The sequence below is a fragment of the Streptomyces sp. NPDC007088 genome, assembly GCF_042869355.1.
GTDB lineage: Bacteria > Actinomycetota > Actinomycetes > Streptomycetales > Streptomycetaceae > Streptomyces.
Map to the genome: position 1 here is coordinate 1 of NZ_JBIAFO010000022.1, position 18,414 is coordinate 18,414.

Genomic DNA, 18,414 nt, shown 5'->3' on the forward strand with positions numbered 1-18,414 from the left:
GCGGTGAACCGGGGCGGGTGCTAGTGCGTCCCGCCTGTACTGGTTGTTGGCCCCCGGCCGGGGCCCCCCGGGCCCCCCCCCCCCCCCCCCACAAACCCGGGGGGGGGGGGCCCCCCCGGGGGGGGCCCCCGCCCACCGGTGTTCCCGGGCGGGCCGTCCGTCGTCACGCGACGCTCCGGGGCGTCCGCCCCTCGGGGTCGCTGAGGCAGGACAGGACGACGAGCAGAGGCCACAGGGCCTGGGCGAAGGTCAGGACGCGCTCGATGACGCCGGGGGCCCAGCCGCGTACCAGGGAGAGCAGGAACAGGACGGCGCCCAGTGACATCAGGGCGGTCACCGCCGTGGAGACGCCCGGCCGCAGCCCCCAGGGGGCGCGGGGGCGGCGACGGTCGGCCGCCAGGGCCGGCCAGACCGCGAGGAGCACGAAGCCGACGGTGGCCACGGCGCCGTGGCCGAGGTCGCCGCCCCGGGGCGGCGCCGGGGCCAGCGTCAGGCACATCGCGGCCAGCCCGCCACCGGCGAGCGCGGCGCGCCCGGCGAGCGCCGCAGGACGCAGCCCGTGCGCGGTCGCCACATAACAGGCGCCCAGGACGAGCAGGGCGGCGGTCATCAGCCAGTAGCCGGGGGCGCCGTACGAGGCGAGGACGCTGATGGTCTTGTTGACCGGGTCGTACCCGGGGCCCTGCAGGACCTGTGCGATCGTCCAGGCGCCGATCAGCAGCACGGGGGCGAACCCGGCCGGGAGCAGGGCCCACCAGGGAGTACGTCGCATGACGGCACCCTAGGTGAGACCTCTGGCGCAGGCCGCGAACCACGCTCGGCGGTGCCCCGGACGGCCGCCCGCCGCCGCGGGCCCTTCGCGCCGGCCCCGCTCCTTCCGTACCGCCCCACGGCGGGGAGCGGCACGGAAGGAGCGGATCAGGTGCGGCAGTGCGAGGCGGCCCCGGCCCGGTCCGCGTGTCGAGGGCGTAGCCGTCGCCGTCGTCCAGGACGTGGCGGGTGAGACGTTCCGCTCCGCTCACGTCGGCCTCGAACGGTACGGCCTCGTCCGCGTCGCTCAGCCCGGGACCGCTTGTACACCTCCTGCCCGTCGGCCGGCACCTCGAAGGCCACGCTTGCGCCGGAGCAGTTCGTGTCGCCCGCACCGGTGTCGGCCGCGAACGAGGTGCGGGCCACGCCGAGCCAGACCTCCAGGGTGGGTTCCGCGTGGGCACCGAGGCCCTCGGCATAGGTGGTGGCGCCCTCTCAGGCCACCTGGAGGTGCACCGTGTGCCGGCCGCGCAGATTCGCCGGCACGTACGAGGTGCGCCGTCCGTCCACCGTCAGGGACACGAGCCGACGGCCTGATCCGGACAGCCTGAGGTCCAGGGTCGAGCGCCGGTAGGGCAGTCCGGAGAGGGTGACCGGTCCCCAGCCCACCGGGAGGCTCGGGGTGAACCGGAGCCCGCCGGGCTCGTGCACGATGCCGAACAGCCCGTGGTGCACGAGCCGAAGGTAACCGGTAGCCGACCAGGTCTGGTCCTCCTCGGAGCCCCAGTGAGCACCGTTCTGCCAGCCGCCGTCCTGCACACCGGTCCGCGCGTTGTACAGCTCCCAGAAGTGACCGTCCTGCCGGTAGAGGCCGGCCAGGTCCGTGAGCGTACGGCCGAGGAGGTCGGGGCGCCCGCCTCTCGCCGCCGCGTGGCCCCACATCCCGAGCGTCATCGGCCAGACGGTCACGTTGTGGCGCCCGGGGTGCGCGTCGTCGAACTCGGCGAAGTGCGGCCACACGTTGACCACACCGTGCGGCTCGTGGTGCGTGGCGGCGAGGAGGGCACGGGTCCGCCCCGTGCTCGCGACCCCGCAGAGCACGGCGAAGGCGAGCCCGTTGCCCTCCTGGTAGGGCTCCAGCCGCCCCGCCCGCTCCCCGCTGCCGTGGACGAAGTAGCCGTAGACCTTCTCCTTCTCGATCCACAGTCGCGTGTTGACGGCCCCGCGCAGCTCTGCGGCGGCCGCCCGCCGCCGTCCGGCCGCCGCTCGGTCCCCGAGGGCGTCGGCCATGGCGGCGAGCGCGAGATACCCGGCGTGGTAAAGGCAGTTGGTGGACAGCGCCATGATCTTGTCGGTGCCCGGATGGTCGAGTACGAACGAGGAGCCGTTCCTCGGGTCGGCGGGCGGCGAGGGGTAGCCGGCGATACCGTCCTGCATGAACGCCGGGCCCTCGAACAGCCCGTACTCGCTGTTGAAGTGGTGGTCGCGGTTGATCCGCAGCGTGTTGGCCGCGGCCTCGTGGGCCTCGTGCAGGAAGGCGCGGTCACCGGTCACCAGATAGTGGTGGTGGGCGGCGACCGCCCAGATGATCTGGTCCCACCACTGGTTGTCCTGCTGTACGACGAGCGTGCCGTCGTCCTGGCGGCGGCACACCGCCCACAGGGTGTTGCGGGCCGCGTCCGGGGCGAGCAGGCTCGCGGCGTTCCAGGCGTTGACCGAGGCGTCCCGGGTCCACGGCTGCTCGTAGCCGCCGCCCGCCCGGACGAAGACTCCGGGCGGATCGGTCATCAGGCCGGTCTGGTTGTACGTGTCGGGGTCGTAGGGGACGGTGTTGATGTCCAGCAGGTTCTTCACAGCGGCCGCGTAGGCGCCGCCCAGCAGCGCGTCGTGTACGCCGCCGAACCGGATCTCGGGCCGGCCGTCGCCCCCGCCGGCCGGCGCCGCGCCGTAGGCGGACGCGCCGAGCGCGGTCCCCGAGGCGGCGAGCCCGGCGATCGCGCCGGCCCGCAGCACACCGCGTCGGCTCATCAGGTCGCGACGCTGTTCGGCAGAACTCATGGAATCCTCCTGAGATCTTCTCGACATCGTTGTCACCGTTCGTGGCGGGGCGCGATGCTTCCGGGTGCCCGGCGGGGTTGTCAATGCGCCGGGAGGCGGTTGTGACAGAGCCGCCCGCCTGCTCTGCGGCCCTTTCCGGGACCGCCGCCCCCGCTCCCCCGGTCGTCGGGCCGGAGGAGCGGGGGCGGCGGGACCGGCGCAGGACCAGCCGTCCGAAGCGGGCTCAGCCGAGGTCGCCGGTGGCGAAGTAGGGCTTGCAGACCGTCCCGTCGTAGTCGGTGGCGATCTCCAGGAGCCGGCTGCCGTCGGCCGAGGGCAGCAGCGCCGAGCTGTAGTTCGGGCAGTAGTCGACCGTGGTGGAGTCCACCGCGACGGGCGCGGCGGCCTCCTGCCAGGCGCCCTCGCCCCCGGCGCTGTTGGACCACACCGTGCGCCCGCTGCCGGAGGCGACCGAACCGTCGGCGTTGTACATGACCTGCCCGACGAGCAGCAGCTTGCCCTGCGGGTTCCCGGCCTGCGGCGCCCAGGCCACGGTCGGCGCGTGCTTGAAGTACTTGCCGTCGGCGGTCTCGGGGCGGATGCCGAGCCACGTGGGGTCGCCCCAGTCCCAGCCGTCCGCCGAGGTGCGGTAGTGCACGACGCACTGGAACTGGCCGGCGGCGGCGCAGATCTCGTACGTCATGAAGTAGGTGCCGTCCGGGAGCTCGCGGACCACCGCCATCCCGGGACGGTCGCTGTTCAGGGTGCTCGCGACGGTGTCGTGGTGGCCGGTCCAGGTGACGCCGTCACTGGTACGGGCGGCGACGAGCTTCTGGCTGTGTGCGCCGTCCGTCTCGTCCGAGTAGTGACACACCAGATTCCCCTGCGCGTCGATGGAGAACTCCGGTTCCCACAAGCCGCCTTCGTCAGTCGCGGTGGCGACCGTCGACAGGTAGGACCAAGTGGCGCCGAGGTCGTGGCTCGCGAAGACCCGCAGGCCCATGCGCCGGTTCGTCTCGTCCTGGCCCACCGAGGCGGACCACAGCAGGGTGCCCGCGGGCAGGTCGCCGACGGCCCGCGGGAGTTCGTACAGCGTGCCGCAGCACAGCCCCTGGCCGCCCGCGGCCTCCGGGTCACGCACGGTGCCGGCGTGCTGGAAGCTCGCGCCGTCGTCCGTGGAGCGGTAGATCTCGCCGAGTCCGTTGTCTCCGTCGAAACCGACGACGGAGGCCAGGACCTGTCCGTTGGCCGGTCCGTTGTGCTCCAGGCGCACGACGCGCGGGTAGAGGCCGGTCTCCTCGCGCAGCGGGGTACCGCTCGCCGCGCCCGCGGGCGGCACGCACAGGGCGAGGAGGCCCGCGACGAGGGTGAACAGCGTCGCGAGGAGGGCGCTTCTCCGCACCCCCGGCCGGGACGGTGCCGGGGGCGGAGGGGACGACGGGTGCGCGGACGTGAGGTTCATGGCGGCTCCCGGATGGTGGGGGGCGGGGTCCGTACGCGTGTCACCGCCAACTCCGCATGCGGCAAGGGGCGGTGGGCGACGGACGCGCGGCTTCGTGTGGTGGGCGCGAGCGCCGGAGCGCCGCGTGTCCGCCAGAGTAGAAGGGTCGTTACATCGATGTAAACACCCGTGCGGCAACCGGCCGCGGGGCCCGTCCGGAGAGGCGGCGCCCCGCTGTTCGTGACGCCGGCCGGGCGAGGACCACCTGATCCGGGCCGCGGAAGGGGGTGACGTGCGGCGACTTGAGAGGCGAGAGTGGTGGCTGCACTTCCATGACGGGGACCTGAAGGAAAAGGCGGGGCACACGTGACGGATCAGCAGGCCGGTGCCGGCTTCACGGTGGGCGAACGGGACTTCGAGGTGGACGGCCGGCCGGTGCGCGTCCTCTCGGGGGCGCTGCACTACTTCCGGGTGCACGAGGAGCACTGGCCGCACCGGCTGGGCATGCTGCGGGCCCTCGGCCTGAACTGCGTCGAGACGTATGTGCCGTGGAATCTGCACGAGCCGCGTCCCGGTGAGTTCCGGGACGTGGGGGCGCTCGGCAGGTTCCTGGACGCCGTGGCGGAGGCGGGCCTGTGGGCGATCGTCCGCCCCGGACCGTACATCTGCGCGGAATGGGAGAACGGCGGGCTGCCGCACTGGCTGACGGGTGCGCTCGGCCGGCGCGTCCGCACCAGGGACGCCGCCTATCTCGGTCATGTGAGGCGCTGGTTCGGCGCGTTGCTCCCCCAGGTGGTGGAGCGTCTGGCCACCGCCGGCGGCCCGGTGATCATGGTGCAGGTCGAGAACGAGTACGGCTCCTACGGCTCGGACCACGTGTATCTCGCCGAGCTGACGTCCCTGCTGAGGGAGGCCGGGATCGACTGCGTGCTGTGCACCTCGGACGGCCCCGAGGACCACATGCTGACCGGGGGAAGCGTCCCCGGGGTGCTCGCGACCGTCAACTTCGGCTCCTGCGCCGCCGACGCGTTCGGCTCGCTGCGCGCGCTGCGACCGGAGGGGCCGCTGATGTGCATGGAGTTCTGGTGCGGCTGGTTCGACCACTGGGGCGCCGAGCCGGTGCGGCGGGACGCCGAGGACGCGGCACGGGCCCTGCGGGAGATCCTGGAGTGCGGGGCCTCGGTGAATCTGTACATGGCGCACGGCGGGACGAGTTTCGGTGGCTGGGCCGGGGCCAACCGGTCGGGGCCCCTGCACGACGGGGAGCTGGAGCCGACCGTGACCTCGTACGACTACGACGCGCCGATCGACGAGCGCGGCCGGCCGACCGAGAAGTACTGGCGTATGCGCGAGGTCCTGGCACCGTATACGCACCGGCCCCCGGTCGATCCGCCGCCCGCTCCCCCGGCGCTGTCCGCCCCGGTGCGGGTTCGCCTGGACATCTGGTCCTCCCTGGACGAGGTGGTGGACGTCCTGGGCGGGGGCGAGCGGGAGTCGGGAGCGGCCCCGAGCTTCGAGGACCTGGACGTCGACCGGGGACTCGTGCGCTACCGGGCACGGATACCGGGCCCGCGTCCGCCCCTGGCGCTCACCCTCCCGGGGGCGCGGGATGTCGTACGGCTGTACGTGGACGGGAAGCGGGTCGCGGTGGGCGCGCAGGTCGCGGGGCCCGCCGAGGTGGAGGTGTGGGCCGAATCGCTCGGCCGGGTCAACTACGGCCCGCTGACGGGCGAGCCGAAGGGCCTGACCGGGGGCCTGCTGCACGAGCGGCAGTACGTCCACGGGGTGCGCGCGAGTGGTCTGCGGCTCGACGCCTTCGACGACGCGCGGGCCGTGGGACGCCTGTCCCGGGGCGCTGTCGAGCCGGGGGAAAGGGGCCTGTTCCGGGGCCGGTGCGTGGTGTCCGGCCCCGGGGACGCGTCCCTGGAGGTGCCGGGGTGGGGGCGCGGCTTCGTGTGGGTCAACGGGTTCTGCCTCGGCCGGTACTGGTCGGTGGGCCCGCAGAAGTCGCTCTACGTACCGGGTCCGGTCCTGCGCGAGGGCGAGAACGAGGTGTGGGTGCTGGAACTGGAGGGTTCGGGCGCACCGGAGGCGCTGCTGAGCTGAGGTACCGCCGGGCCGGCCGGATCGTCCCGGGGACGTAGGGCACCATCGTCGTAGCGCTGCCGCGAGGATGCGGCCGGCAGGTGAAGAGGGAAGGGACGACGCACATGGCAGGGTCCGAGCGTGACCGCCGCGCGCAACGGCGTGCGCGCCAGGAGCAGCGCGAACGGTCGCGCGCGTGGGCGCGCGGGGAGCGGCCGTCCGGGCCCGCACGCCCCGCGCGGCCCGGCCCGGGGCCGGTGCGCGAGGTCTCGGTGGCCCCCGCGGAGGGGGACTTCCCGCCGGAGGAGCTGCGGGTGCCCTCGCGGGACGAGGTGGACGGGCTGCTGATGCGCTACGCGGGCCCCCTCGTCCTGGACGGGGCGGTCCGTGCCTGCCGGGACTGCGGCGGCTACCGCGACTGGCTGGTCCTGCTGCGCCAGGACAACGTGTGGCTGCGCTGCCCGGCCGGGCACGCGTCCTTCGAGCCGGCCCTCGACGCGGTGTGGTTCAACCGGAACTCGGGCCCGGTCGACGGCCGCCACCCGACCCTGGAGGCGGGCATCGAGCATCTGGGCGGCTGACGGCGGGGGCCGCCCCGGGCGGCCCCCGCCGTCACGTTCGCCCCGCGGTTCAGGCTCCGGCGGGCAGGGCGTGCGGGCTGCGCCGGGCCTCGGTGCCGGGGACGGGCTCGGAGGGGTCGCTGCCGAGGGCCACGACGCGGTTGTCCGCGTCGACGTGCACGACGCGCGGGGTCAGCGTGCGGGCCTCGGCGTCGTCGACCTGCGCGTACGACATGAGGATGACGAGGTCGCCGGGGTGCACGAGGTGGGCGGCGGCCCCGTTGATCCCGATCACGCCGGAGCCGCGCTCCCCCGGGATGGTGTACGTCTCCAGCCGGGCGCCGTTGGTGATGTCGACGATGTGGACCAGCTCGCCGGGAAGCAGGTCGGCGGCGTCGAGCAGATCGGCGTCGACGGTGACCGAACCGACATAGTGCAGGTCGGCTTCCGTGACGGTGGCCCGGTGAATCTTCGACTTGAACATGGTGCGCAGCATCGAGATACTCCTGGAACTAGGCTCCCCGCCTGCGTTCTTGCAGGTCAAGTGCGGTTACCTACCTTACAACGCCTCGCGTGCCGGGGCAGCACTCCCCGGCGCCCCGGCTTCGGGCCGGCCAGCCGCTCGCCCGGCCTCTTCGCGCGGCGCGGGATGAGCGCGGGGACGGTTCCACCCGCTTGCGGGAGGCGGTGTCTGCGGGCGGGCGCGGACAGAACAAGCCGGTGGCGTTCTGGGAGCCACCGGTCTGCTCCCGGCGCGTTCGCGCACGGCCTCGGTCAGCTCCGTCTCGCAGCGGACGGGCAGCCGTCCAGATGTCTGTCCGGGCGCCGGCAGCGGGACGACCGGCGACCGCCGTGCGAGACGCTCTCCGTGTCCGCCGCCCCGGGCCAGGGCCGGTACGCGCTGGGTGAGGAGGCGGACAGCGCGTCCCGCGCCGGGAACCGGACGGACTCAGCCCAGCGCCGTCTCCATCAGTGTCGCCCACTGCCTCACCACCCTCTCCCTGCGGGCCGCGTCGTCCGTGAGGACGTTGGCCAGGCCCAGGCCGCGGGCCATGTCGAGGAGGCCCTGGACGGTTTCACGGACGCCGGGGCGGGACTCGTCGGCGCGCAGGAGTTCGACGGCGATGCGGTGGGTCTCGCGGCCCACGCGGGCTTCGAGTTCGGTGACGCGGGGGCGCAGTTGCTCCTCGTTGGACGCGGCGACCCACAGCTGGAGGGCGGCGCGGAAGAGCGGGCCCGTGTAGAGGTCCACAAGGGCGGCGACGACCGCGGCACGGCCCTGGACGGGGAGGGCGCGCAGAGCGGCGGAGCGTTCTTCGGCGACGTACTCGACGGCGGCCGTGAACAGGTCCTCGCGGGTCGGGAAGTGATGCTGGGCGGCGCCGCGCGAGACGCCGGCGCGCTCGGCGACGACCGAGACGGTGGAGCCGGCCCAGCCGTGCGCGGCGAGGCAGGCGACCGCGGCTTCGAGGAGCCGTCTGCGGGTGGCCCGGCTCCGGTCCTGCTTGGGGGTCTTGGGCGGTGTCACAACACCCATGCGGGGTCCCGTCGTTCGAGGAAGGCCGTCATCCCCTCCCGTGCCTCGGCGGAGGAGAAGAGCGCTGCCGAGCGGGCGATGACGTCTTCGGCGTACTGGTCGAAACTGTGCAGCACAGTAGTCGTGACCAGTCGCTTCGACGCCGCCAGCCCCTGGGGAGAGGCCCGGCGCAGGCCGTCGAGCACGGGAGCCAGTGCGCTGTCCACGTCCGCGGCCGCCTGTGTGACCAGCGAGATGCGGGCCGCCTCGGTGGCGTCGAAGCGTTCACCGGTGAGGAAGTAGCGGGCGGCCGCGCAGGGGTCGACGCGGGGCAGCAGGGGCAGGGAGATCACGGCGGGGGCGAGGCCGAGCCGGGATTCGGTCAGGGCGAACGAGGCGTCGGGGCCCGCCACCGAGATGTCACAGGCCCCGAGCAGGCCGAGGCCGCCCGCCCGGACGTGACCGGTGACCCGGGCGACCACCGGTTTGGGCAGTTCGAGGATCTGCCGCATGAGCGCCACCAGCGCGGACGGTTCGGGCGGGGCGGTGAGGTCGGCGCCCGCGCAGAAGGTGTTCCCGGTGTGGGTGAGGATCACGGCTCGAACGGTGTCCTCGGCCGCGCACGTCGCCAGGGCCTCGGCGAGGTCCGTGACGAGGGCGGCGGAGAGCGCGTTGCGCCGCGCCGGGGAGTCGAGCGTGAGTGTGGTGACGCCGCGCTCGTGGACGGGGGCGGCGAGGGGCGAGGTGCCGGGGGCGGCAGGGGTCATGGGTACTGCTCCTTCTTCCTGGCGCACGCGCCCGGCGGCCGCGCGCGACGCGCGCCGGAGGTTCTCGCGGACCCGGCGCGCGGTACGGCGGACAGGAGCGGGCGGGCCCGCCGGGTCGTCGTGCCGGGGCGCGAACCGGTGGTCTCGGTCAGGCGGACCGGTGGTCTCGCTCAGTAGGACTTGGGAAGGCCCAGGGACTGGTGCGACACGTAGTTCAGGATCATTTCCCGGCTGACCGGTGCGATCCGCGCGACGCGGGCCGCCGTGACGAGGGAGGCGAGGCCGTACTCCCGCGTGAGGCCGTTGCCGCCGAGGGTGTGCACCGCCTGGTCGACGGCCCTCACGCACGCCTCTCCGGCCGCGTACTTCGCCATGTTGGCGGCCTCGCCCGCCCCGGTGTCGTCGCCCTCGTCGTACAACCGGGCCGCCTTCTGCATCATCAGCCGGGCCAGTTCGAGTTCGATGTGCGCCTGGGCCAGGGGGTGGGCGACGGCCTGGTGCGCGCCGATGGGCTGCTTCCAGACCTGCCGGGTGCGCGCGTACTCGACGGCGCGGCGCACGGCGTACCGGCCCATGCCGATACCGAAGGCCGCGGTCATGATGCGTTCGGGGTTGAGCCCCGCGAAGAGCTGGAGCAGTCCGGCGTCCTCGTCGCCGACCAGGGCGTCGGCGGGCAGCCGGACCTCGTCGAGGACGAGTTCGAACTGTTTCTCCGGCGCCTGGATCTCCATGTCGATGCGGGAACGCCCGAAACCGGGGGCCTCGCGCGGCACGATGAACAGGCAGGGCTTCAGCCGACCGGACCGGGCGTCCGCGGTGCGGCCGACGACGAGGGTGGCGTCCGCGATGTCGACGCCGGAGACGAACACCTTGCGTCCGCTGAGCACCCAGTCGTCGCCGTCCCGGCGGGCGGTGGTGGTGATGCGGTGGGAGTTGGAGCCGGCGTCGGGTTCGGTGATGCCGAAGGCCATGGTGAGGCTGCCGTCGGCGAGACCGGGCAGCCAGCGCCGCTTCTGCGCCTCGGTGCCGAAGCGGGCGATGACGGTGCCGCAGATGGCCGGGGAGACGATCATCATCAGCAGCGGGCTGCCGGCCGCTCCCAGCTCCTCCAGCACGATCGAGAGTTCGGCCATGCCGCTGCCGCCACCGCCGTGCTCGACCGGGAGGTTCACCCCGAGGTAGCCGAGTCCGGCGGCCTCGGTCCACAGCTCACGCGGCTGTTCCCCGGCGCGGACGACCGAGGTCATGTAGTCGCGGCCGTACCGCTTCCCGAGGGCGGCGACGGCCGCGCGCAGGGCTTGCTGTTCTTCGGTTTCGAGGACGGTGCTCACGCGTGTTCTCCTCCGGTGCGGGGGTGGGAACGACGGTCGGGGATGGTGGTGCCGGGCGGGTTCAGGACCTGTCCTCGCCCGCTTCCCGGGTCTGTGTGACGACGGCGAGCAGGGCGCCGACCTCGACCTGGAGTCCGGGGGCGGCGTGCAGCGCGGTGAGGGTGCCGCGGGCGGGGGCGAGGACGCGGTGTTCCATCTTCATCGCCTCCAGCCAGATCAGGGGCTGTCCGGTCTCCACCTCGTCCCCGGCCGCGAGCCCGTCCGCGAGGCGGACGACGGTGCCGGGCATGGGGGCCAGCAGGGAGCCGGGGGCGGCCTGTTCGGTGGGGTCGGTGAAGCGGGGCAGGGCGGTGAAGGTGTAGGCGCCCGTGGGGCCGTCCACGTGGACGCGGTCCCGGTACGCGGCGACCTCGTAGCGGCGGGTGACCCCATCGGCTTCGAGCAGGACCTGACCGGGGCGGGCGGCGAGGACCCGTTCGCCGGTCTCGGGGACCAGGCCGTCCCGGGTGGTGCGGTAGGCGATCGTGTGTTCGGTGCCGCCGGGCTCCTCGCGGTAGCGCTTGGTGCGCGGCTGCGAGGGGACGTTGCGCCAGGCCCCCAGGCGGGCGGGAAGAAGGCGGGTCCGGTGACCGGCGGGGCCGGTGGCGCGGTCGTGTTCCGGGGCGCCCTGGCGCGCGGCCGCGTCGGCGAGCGCGGCCGCCAGGGCCGCGCGACGGGCGGGGGCCGGGTCGGTGTCCGGGGCGGTGAGCGTGTCGAGGTGGCGGTCGTAGAAACCGGTGTCGGGACGGGCGGCGAGGAAGTCGGGGTGGCGCAGGGACCGGACGAGCAGGTCCCGGTTGGTGACGGGGCCGTGGACGCGGGCGCGTTCCAGGGCGCGCGCGAGGAGGCGGACCGCCTCGGTGCGGGTGGGGGCGTGGGCGATGACCTTGGCGAGCATCGGGTCGTAGTGCACGCCGATCGCGTCGCCGCCGCTGTAGCCGGTGTCCAGGCGCAACCCCGGCTCCTCGGGGAGGTCGAGCGCGAGCAGTTCCCCGGTGTGCGGCTGCCAGTCGCGGGCCGGGTCCTCGGCGTAGAGCCGGGCCTCGACGGCGTGGCCACGGGGCGGTGGAGGCCCGGCGGCGGGCAGCGGCTCCCCCTCGGCGATCCGTAGCTGGTACGCGACGAGGTCGAGACCGTACACGGCTTCGGTGACCGGGTGTTCGACCTGGAGGCGGGTGTTCATCTCCAGGAAGTAGGCGCGTTGGTCGGCGGTGACCAGGAATTCGACGGTGCCCGCCCCCCGGTAGCCGACGGCGCGGGCGGCGTCGAGGGCGGCCTCGCGCAGCCGTGTGCGCACCTCCTCGTCCAGGCCCGGGGCGGGTGCCTCCTCGATGACCTTCTGGTGGCGGCGCTGGAGGGAGCAGTCCCGGGTGCCGAGCGCCCAGACACCCCCGTGGGCGTCGGCCATGATCTGCACCTCGACGTGCCGGGCGCGCTCCACATACGGCTCGGCGAAGACCTCGCCGTCCCCGAACGCGGCGGCCGCCTCCGCGGCGGCGGCCGTCAGCTCCCTTCCCAGTTCGCCCATCTCGCGTACGATCCGCATGCCGCGGCCGCCTCCTCCGGCCGCCGCCTTCAGCAGGAGCGGCAGGTCTTCGGCGCGTGCCCGCGCCGGGTCCACGGGGGCGAGCAGCGGCACGCCGGCGGCGGCCATCAGCTGCTTGGCACGGGTTTTGGACGCCATCAGCTCGACGGCCTTGGCCGGGGGGCCGACCCAGAGAAGACCGGCGTCCTGCACGGCCCGCGCGAAACCGGCGTTCTCGGAGAGGAAGCCGTAGCCGGGGTGCACGGCGTCGGCGCCCGCCGAGAGCGCGGCCCGTACCAGGAGATCGCCGCGCAGATACGTGTCGGCGGGCGCGGCACCCGGCAGTCGTACGGCGGTGTCCGCCTCTCTGACGTGCAGTGCGCCGGCGTCCGCGTCGGAGTACACGGCGACGGTGGCGATGCCGAGGGCGCGGCAGGTGCGGAAGATGCGGCAGGCGATCTCGGCCCGGTTGGCGACGAGCAGGGTGCTGATCACAGTCGTCCTCACATCCGGAAGATGCCGAAGCCGCCCCGGGCGCCCTCGACCGGTGCGGTGTGGATCGCGGACAGGCACATCCCGAGGACGGTCCTGGTGTCGCGCGGGTCGATGACGCCGTCGTCGTAGAGCCGTCCGGACAGGAACATCGGCAGCGACTCGGACTCGATCTGCTGCTCGACCACGGCGCGCAGCGCGGCGTCCGCCTCGTCGTCGTAGGGGCGGCCCTTGGCGGCGGCGGAGGCGCGGGCGACGAGGGAGAGCACCCCGGCCAGTTGCTGCGGCCCCATGACGGCGGCCTTGCTGCCGGGCCACGCGAAGAGGAAGCGGGGATCGTAGGCGCGGCCGCACATGCCGTAGTGCCCGGCCCCGTAGGACGCGCCCATCAGGACCGACAGGTGCGGGACCTTCGAGTTCGCCACCGCGTTGATCATCATCGCGCCGTGCTTGATGATGCCGCCCTGCTCGTACTCCTTGCCGACCATGTAGCCGGTGGTGTTGTGCAGGAAGAGGAGGGGGATGTCGCGCTGGTTGGCGAGCTGGATGAACTGGGCGGCCTTCTGCGACTCCGCGCTGAACAGCACGCCCCGCGCGTTGGCGAGGATGCCCACGGGGTAGCCGTGCAGGCGCGCCCAGCCGGTGACCAGGCTGGTGCCGTAGAGCGGTTTGAACGTGTCGAACTCTGAGCCGTCGACCAGTCGGGCGATGACCTCGCGCGGGTCGAAGGGCACCTTGAGGTCGCCGGGGACGATGCCGATCAGTTCGTCCTGGTCGTACTTCGGCTCCTCGGCGGGCCCCGGATCGGGGTGTGCCTTGCGCCAGTTGAGCCGGGAGACGATCCGCCGGGCCTGGCGCAGCGCGTCCTGCTCGTCCACGGCGAAGTGGTCGGCGAGACCGGAGGTGCGGGCGTGCATCGCGGCGCCGCCGAGTGACTCGTCGTCGCTCTCCTCACCGGTGGCCATCCTGACCAGCGGAGGTCCACCGAGGAAGACCTTGGACCGCTCCTCGATCATGACGGTGTGGTCGGACATACCGGGGACGTACGCTCCTCCGGCGGTGGAGTTCCCGAACACGACGGCCACGGTGGGGACGCCGGCGGCGGAGAGCCGGGTGAGGTCGCGGAACAGGGCCCCGCCCGGGATGAAGATCTCCTTCTGGGAGGGCAGGTCGGCGCCGCCCGACTCGACGAGACTGACGCAGGGCAGCCGGTTGGCGAAGGCGATCTCGTTGGCGCGCAGGGCCTTCTTGAGCGTCCAGGGGTTGGAGGCGCCGCCGCGTACGGTCGGGTCGTTGGCGGTGATCAGGCATTCGACGCCCGCCACCACCCCGATCCCGGTGACGAGTGAGGCGCCCACGGCGTAGTCACTGCCCCAGGCGGCGAGGGGGGAGAGTTCGAGGAACGGGGTGTCCTCGTCGATCAGCAGCTCGATCCGCTCGCGGGGCAGTAGTTTGCCGCGCGCGCGGTGTCGCTCGACGTACTTCGCGCCGCCTCCGGCCAGCGCCTCGGCGTGGGCGGCGTCGAGTTCGGTGAGCTTGGTGAGCATGGCCGCGCGGTTCGCGGTGTACTCAGGTCCGCCGGTGTCGAGCGCGGTGGTCAGGACGGTCATGCGGTCCCCTCCGTTCGGTCGGCGCGGTCAGCGCGGTCAGCGCGGTCAGCGCGGTCAGCGCGGTCAGCACGGCCGTGGGGGGCTTGGGCGCTGTCCCGGTCCTCGACGTCGCGGTCTTCTTCGCTGTCGTGGGCCCCGCTGTCACGGGCCTCGTCCAGCAGGACGGCGGGGACGGCGAGCCGGCGCGAACGCAGCCACTCCCCCAGCGCCTTCGCCTGGGGGTCGAAGCGGGCCTGCGCGGCGACGCCCTCACCGAGGAGACCGTGGACGACGAAGTTGAGGGCGCGCAGACCGGGCAGGACATGGCGTACGACAGTGAGTCGGGCGGTCTCCGGCAGCAGTTCCCTGAACCGCTCTACCGTCAGCTCGTGGGCCAGCCACCGCCAGGCGGCGTCCCCGTCGACCCACACCCCGACGTTGGCGTCTCCTCCCTTGTCCCCGCTGCGCGCTCCGGCGATCCGGCCCAGCGGTGCGGGGCGGGTGGGACCGGCGGGCAGCGGCACGGGCAGCGGCGGCTCCGGCACCTCGTGCAACACCGCTGTGTGTGGAGGAGGTTGCTGTATCTCCCGGCGTCCGTCGGGCAGCACGGCGAGGTGTTCGGCCTCGCTCGCCGGTATGTACCGGGCCTCGAAGACCCCGTACGGTGCCCCTTTTCCGGGCGGGGCGGTGACGTGGAAACCCGGGTAGGAGCCGAGGGCCAGTTCGATCGCGGCACCGGAGACCGCGCGGCCGACCGCCTCCGGGTCCCGGTCGCGGACGACGAGCCGGAGCAGGGCACTGGCGGTCTCCTCGCTGTCCGCGTCGGCCCGGTCGGTGCGGACGAGTTCCCACCGGACGTGCTCGGGGCGCCGCCCGGCACGGGTGAACGCGTCCTCGACCTGGCCGCGCACCAGCGCTGCCTTGGCTTCGATGTCGAGACCGGTGAGGACGAGGACGACCTCGTTGCGCCAGCCGCCGAGCCGGGTGAACCCGGCCTTCAGGGTGGGCGGCGGCGCCTCACCGCGTACACCGCGGACCCTGACGCGGTCCGGGCCGTCCTGGGTCAGCGTCACGGTGTCGAGCCGGGCGGTGACGTCGGGTCCCGCGTACCGGGCCCCAGCGGTCTCGTACAGCAGTTGGGCGGTGACGGTGCCGCGGTCGACGAAGCCGCCGGTGCCCTCGTGCTTGGTGACGACACAGCTGCCGTCGGCGTGGATCTCGGCGAGCGGGAAGCCGGGGCGCCGCAGGTCGTGGCCCCGGAAGAAGGAGTAGTTGCCACCACTGACCTGCGTTCCGCACTCCAGCAGGTGCCCGGCGACGACGGCCCCGGCGAGCGCGTCCCGGTCCTCGGGCCCCCAGCCGAAGTGGGCGGCGGCCGGACCGGTCACGAGCGCGGCGTCGGTGACCCGCCCGGTGACGACGATGTCGGCCCCGGCGTTCAGGCAGCTCGTGATCCCGGCACCACCGAGGTAGGCGTTGGCGGTGAGGTATCCCTCCGGCACGGGCAGGCCGTCGCCCTCCACATGGGCGACCCGCGTCGGTACACCCGTCCGCTCCACCAACTCCCTCAGCGCGTCGGCGAGCCCCGCCGGATGGAGTCCACCGGCGTTGGTGACGATCTTCACTCCGCGCGCGTGGGCGAGTCCGAGGCACTCCTCCATCTGCTGGAGGAAGGTGGTGGCGTATCCGCGCGCGGGGTCCTTCAGGCGGCTGCGGCCGAGGATGAGCAGGGTGAGTTCGGCGAGGTAGTCGCCGGTCAGTACGTCGAGGGGACCTCCCGTGAGCATCTCGCGCACGGCGTCGAAGCGGTCACCGTAGAAGCCGGAGGCGTTGCCGACGCGCAGAGGTCTCCTCACCGGTCACCACCCCGCGCGGCACGCCCCGGTCCGGCGGGGCCGGCGAAGGCCTGGGCGATGTCCAGCCACCGGTCCGCCTCGGACCCGACGGCGGTGACGGCCAGGTCCGCACGATGAGCGCGCTGGGTGACGAGCAGACAGAAGTCGAGCAGGGGCCCGCCGACCCGCTGGGCGGCGCCCTCGGGCCCGTAGGCGAGCAACGAGCCGCCGGGCGTGACGAGTTCGATCCGGAACTCCTCCTGGGGCGCCTCGATCCCGCGCACGAGGTAGGCGTAGTCGCGGGCCCGTACCCCGATCCGCGCCACATGTCGCAGCCGCGCGGTGGGGGTGCGGCTGACGCCGAGTGCGTCGGCCACGTCCTGACCGTGCGCCCAGGTCTCCATGAGACGGGCGGTCGCCATGGACGGCACGCTCATCGCGGGACCGTACCAGGGGATACGGGTCCCGGCGGGCGCCGCCCGCAGCGCGGCCCGAAGTCGCTCGCGCCCCTCGCGCCAGCGCCGCAGGAGTTCCGGGGGTGGTGTCACGGCGCCCGGCCCGGCGGATTCGTCCACGAAGGACGCGGGCGCCTCCACTGCCTTGGACACCTCCGTCGCGAAGGCGTCGGGATCGGTGGCGGCGAGCAGCGCGACCTCGTCCGTCCAGGCCAGGTGGGCGATCTGGTGGGCGATACTCCAGCCGGCCGCGGGGGTCGGCGCGGCCCACTGATCGTGTTGCAACCCGGCTACCAGGGAGTCGAGTTCCTCGCTCTCCTCGCCCAAGTCGTCGATCACGGCTGCGGCGTCGGACACGGTGCGCTCCCCTCGGGCGTGGCGGCGTGTCCAGGAGCATGGCAGCGGACAAGAAAACAAGCAAGCGCGCTTGCATTATTTTCTGCCCAGATCTCCACCCGGGTCTCGCACCCGGGCCTCACTCCAGCCGACCCCCCACACGCCCCGGGTCAGGAGGGCACGCAGACCTCCTTGCCCTTGAGGGTCCCCTGCCCGACGACCTCGATCAGCGGGTAGACGCACCCGGCCGCCAGGTACGTCGGCCACGTCTCGGTCCCCGTGTCGGTCCCCGGGACCAGCGGACCGTGGACGGTGCGGCTGAAGTGGGCGCCGCCGCCGGTGGTGTTCTGCCAGCCGAGGCGTACGTGCACGGAGGAGCCCGCACGCTTCCAGTAGCCGACGCCGATGACGCCCCGGGTACCGACCCGGCCGTTGACGTCGATACAGAGATCACCGTTGCCCAGATGGGTACAGCGCTGGACGTAGGCCCGCGCCGAGACGGGCGCGGCACCGGCGGGCGCCGTCGTGGCGAGGAACAGCATCGCGCCAAGTGCGGCCACAGGCCAGGACTTTGTGAGCATACGCATCGTCATGCCCCCTTTCGTCGGCAGCGTATCCGGCGAGGAGTGGGAAACGGTGGACCGACGGCACGGGGTTCCGGCCGGTCGCGCCCGCCCCGCGTCCGGGGCGCGCCCTTTCTCGACGGCGCTCGCGGGGCCCGGATCTCAGCGTTCGGCGGCGTCCTCACCAGCCGGCGCCAGGGCCTGCGCGACCGTGTCCCCGAACGCCTCTTGGCAGTACCCGAGCAGTTCTCGCAGGGCGGGGCTCTTGGTGGGCGCGCTGACCAGGGCCAGGACCGCGGGGATGTCGGCGTCCGTGAGGGGCACGGTCCGCAGTGGCGACTCCTGGTCGAGCATCGAGGCGGACAGCACCGCGACCCCCAGCCCACGCTCGGCGAGCCGCACGACCGTCCCCGGCGCACTCGCCTGGAGGGCCACGGTCAACGTGAGGCCCCGGGCGGCCGAGGCCCGGTCCAGCACCGCCCGGATGCCGGTGCCCCGGGGGAGGCAGATGACGGGATAGGCGCTCAGTTCGGCCAGCGTGACAGCACCCCGCGCGGTGAGCGGATGCCCCGGAGGCACCGCCGCCACGATCGCCTCACTGACCAGCTGCCGGCTGTCCAGGCCCTCCGGCGCCCGGCCGGCCGCGCCGATCAGCGCGAGGTCCACGCTGCCGCCGCGGACGTACTCGACCAGTCGCGCGGAGTCGTCCTCGACAAGGCTGATCTCGACGCCGGGATGGGCCAGGTGGAAGGCCGACAGCGCTTCGAACAGCGGGGCGACGGTGCACGCCGTGACCATGCCGACGACCAGCCGGCCGCGGATCAGCCCGTTCATCTCGTCCACCGCCTGCCGCAGGGCCTCCACGGCGGACAGCACGGCGCGTGCGTGACCGGAGACCACCTCCCCCGCCGTCGTCAGCCTGGCCCCGCGGCCGGACCGGTCGAGGAGCGTCGTGCCGAGTTCGTTCTCCAGCTGACGGATCTGGGCGCTGATCCCGGGCTGGCTCACGTGCACACGTTCGGCCGCCCGCGTGAAACTGGATTCCTCGGCCACCGCGAGGAAGTACGTCAACTGCCTGAACTCCATAACCCGT

15 protein-coding genes and 1 pseudogene are annotated in these 18,414 nt (G+C 73.4%); 2 read left to right on the top strand and 14 right to left on the bottom strand.

The genetic code is table 11. The features are described from left to right. Positions 1 to 163: 163 nt before the first annotated feature. The 4 genes and pseudogenes from ACFYMP_RS26860 to ACFYMP_RS26875 form a co-directional block, all read right to left on the bottom strand. Positions 164 to 772 carry a DUF998 domain-containing protein gene (locus ACFYMP_RS26860; RefSeq protein ID WP_388862320.1) on the bottom strand — a complete coding sequence of 203 codons (609 nt, stop codon included), beginning with the start codon at positions 770 to 772 and terminating at the stop codon, positions 164 to 166. Between the two features lie 146 nt (positions 773 to 918). After that, a pseudogene (locus ACFYMP_RS26865) lies at positions 919 to 1,224 on the bottom strand (NPCBM/NEW2 domain-containing protein); the annotation flags it as partial. A gap of 21 nt (positions 1,225 to 1,245) precedes the next feature. Beyond that, positions 1,246 to 2,808, bottom strand: a complete 1,563-nt coding sequence (locus tag ACFYMP_RS26870; protein WP_388862322.1) for a hypothetical protein — start codon at positions 2,806 to 2,808, stop codon at positions 1,246 to 1,248. Positions 2,809 to 3,031: 223 nt separating this feature from the next. Continuing rightward, positions 3,032 to 4,249: a sialidase family protein gene (locus ACFYMP_RS26875; protein WP_388862324.1), complete on the bottom strand. Its 1,218-nt coding sequence runs from the start codon at positions 4,247 to 4,249 to the stop codon at positions 3,032 to 3,034. Positions 4,250 to 4,594: 345 nt separating this feature from the next. Here ACFYMP_RS26875 and ACFYMP_RS26880 point away from each other — a divergent pair, with 345 nt between their 5' ends. Next, positions 4,595 to 6,334 carry a beta-galactosidase family protein gene (locus ACFYMP_RS26880; protein ID WP_388862326.1) on the top strand — a complete coding sequence of 580 codons (1,740 nt, stop codon included), beginning with the start codon at positions 4,595 to 4,597 and terminating at the stop codon, positions 6,332 to 6,334. Between the two features lie 104 nt (positions 6,335 to 6,438). Next, complete coding sequence (locus ACFYMP_RS26885; protein WP_388862328.1) at positions 6,439 to 6,894, top strand: hypothetical protein; 456 nt, start codon at positions 6,439 to 6,441, stop codon at positions 6,892 to 6,894. Between the two features lie 49 nt (positions 6,895 to 6,943). On the opposite strand, the gene panD is transcribed toward ACFYMP_RS26885, so the two are convergent. The 10 genes from panD to ACFYMP_RS26935 form a co-directional block, all read right to left on the bottom strand. Next, the gene (gene panD, locus ACFYMP_RS26890) at positions 6,944 to 7,369 is read right to left on the bottom strand and encodes an aspartate 1-decarboxylase (RefSeq protein ID WP_388862330.1); all 426 of its coding nucleotides are present in this window, start codon (positions 7,367 to 7,369) and stop codon (positions 6,944 to 6,946) included. Between the two features lie 453 nt (positions 7,370 to 7,822). Beyond that, entirely contained in the window at positions 7,823 to 8,410 is a 588-nt protein-coding gene (locus ACFYMP_RS26895) for a TetR/AcrR family transcriptional regulator (RefSeq protein WP_388862332.1), read from the bottom strand. Further along, a complete protein-coding gene (locus tag ACFYMP_RS26900; RefSeq protein ID WP_388862334.1) occupies positions 8,398 to 9,156 on the bottom strand; it encodes an enoyl-CoA hydratase family protein in 759 nt (252 codons plus the stop codon). The genes ACFYMP_RS26895 and ACFYMP_RS26900 overlap by 13 nt, the downstream gene beginning before the upstream one ends. 170 nt (positions 9,157 to 9,326) lie before the next feature. Further along, positions 9,327 to 10,487 (bottom strand): acyl-CoA dehydrogenase family protein, encoded by a 1,161-nt coding sequence (locus ACFYMP_RS26905; protein WP_388862336.1) that lies wholly within the window; start codon positions 10,485 to 10,487, stop codon positions 9,327 to 9,329. A 61-nt stretch (positions 10,488 to 10,548) separates the two neighbouring features. Continuing rightward, entirely contained in the window at positions 10,549 to 12,546 is a 1,998-nt protein-coding gene (locus ACFYMP_RS26910; RefSeq protein WP_388862489.1) for an acetyl/propionyl/methylcrotonyl-CoA carboxylase subunit alpha, read from the bottom strand. Positions 12,547 to 12,554: 8 nt separating this feature from the next. Beyond that, positions 12,555 to 14,153: an acyl-CoA carboxylase subunit beta gene (locus ACFYMP_RS26915; RefSeq protein WP_388862338.1), complete on the bottom strand. Its 1,599-nt coding sequence runs from the start codon at positions 14,151 to 14,153 to the stop codon at positions 12,555 to 12,557. Beyond that, positions 14,150 to 15,988 (bottom strand): acyclic terpene utilization AtuA family protein, encoded by a 1,839-nt coding sequence (locus ACFYMP_RS26920; protein ID WP_388862340.1) that lies wholly within the window; start codon positions 15,986 to 15,988, stop codon positions 14,150 to 14,152. The genes ACFYMP_RS26915 and ACFYMP_RS26920 overlap by 4 nt, the downstream gene beginning before the upstream one ends. Next, positions 15,985 to 16,779, bottom strand: coding sequence for a TIGR03084 family metal-binding protein (locus tag ACFYMP_RS26925; protein ID WP_388862342.1), 795 nt, complete (start codon positions 16,777 to 16,779; stop codon positions 15,985 to 15,987). Before ACFYMP_RS26925 ends, ACFYMP_RS26920 begins: the two co-directional genes overlap by 4 nt. 149 nt (positions 16,780 to 16,928) lie before the next feature. Then, positions 16,929 to 17,345: a hypothetical protein gene (locus tag ACFYMP_RS26930; RefSeq protein WP_388862344.1), complete on the bottom strand. Its 417-nt coding sequence runs from the start codon at positions 17,343 to 17,345 to the stop codon at positions 16,929 to 16,931. Between the two features lie 138 nt (positions 17,346 to 17,483). Further along, positions 17,484 to 18,407, bottom strand: a complete 924-nt coding sequence (locus ACFYMP_RS26935) for a LysR family transcriptional regulator (protein ID WP_388862346.1) — start codon at positions 18,405 to 18,407, stop codon at positions 17,484 to 17,486. Between the last annotated feature and the right edge of the window lie 7 nt (positions 18,408 to 18,414).

What these genes read in the sequence shown, in the direction of transcription:
- ACFYMP_RS26860 (WP_388862320.1), bottom strand. Translation starts at nt 772, where the DNA reads ATGCGACGTACTCCCTGGTGGGCCCTGCTCCCGGCCGGGTTCGCCCCC.
- ACFYMP_RS26870 (WP_388862322.1), bottom strand. Translation starts at nt 2,808, where the DNA reads ATGAGTTCTGCCGAACAGCGTCGCGACCTGATGAGCCGACGCGGTGTG.
- ACFYMP_RS26875 (WP_388862324.1), bottom strand. Translation starts at nt 4,249, where the DNA reads ATGAACCTCACGTCCGCGCACCCGTCGTCCCCTCCGCCCCCGGCACCG.
- ACFYMP_RS26885 (WP_388862328.1), top strand. Translation starts at nt 6,439, where the DNA reads ATGGCAGGGTCCGAGCGTGACCGCCGCGCGCAACGGCGTGCGCGCCAG.
- panD (WP_388862330.1), bottom strand. Translation starts at nt 7,369, where the DNA reads ATGCTGCGCACCATGTTCAAGTCGAAGATTCACCGGGCCACCGTCACG.
- ACFYMP_RS26895 (WP_388862332.1), bottom strand. Translation starts at nt 8,410, where the DNA reads ATGGGTGTTGTGACACCGCCCAAGACCCCCAAGCAGGACCGGAGCCGG.
- ACFYMP_RS26900 (WP_388862334.1), bottom strand. Translation starts at nt 9,156, where the DNA reads ATGACCCCTGCCGCCCCCGGCACCTCGCCCCTCGCCGCCCCCGTCCAC.
- ACFYMP_RS26915 (WP_388862338.1), bottom strand. Translation starts at nt 14,153, where the DNA reads ATGACCGTCCTGACCACCGCGCTCGACACCGGCGGACCTGAGTACACC.
- ACFYMP_RS26930 (WP_388862344.1), bottom strand. Translation starts at nt 17,345, where the DNA reads ATGCGTATGCTCACAAAGTCCTGGCCTGTGGCCGCACTTGGCGCGATG.
- ACFYMP_RS26935 (WP_388862346.1), bottom strand. Translation starts at nt 18,407, where the DNA reads ATGGAGTTCAGGCAGTTGACGTACTTCCTCGCGGTGGCCGAGGAATCC.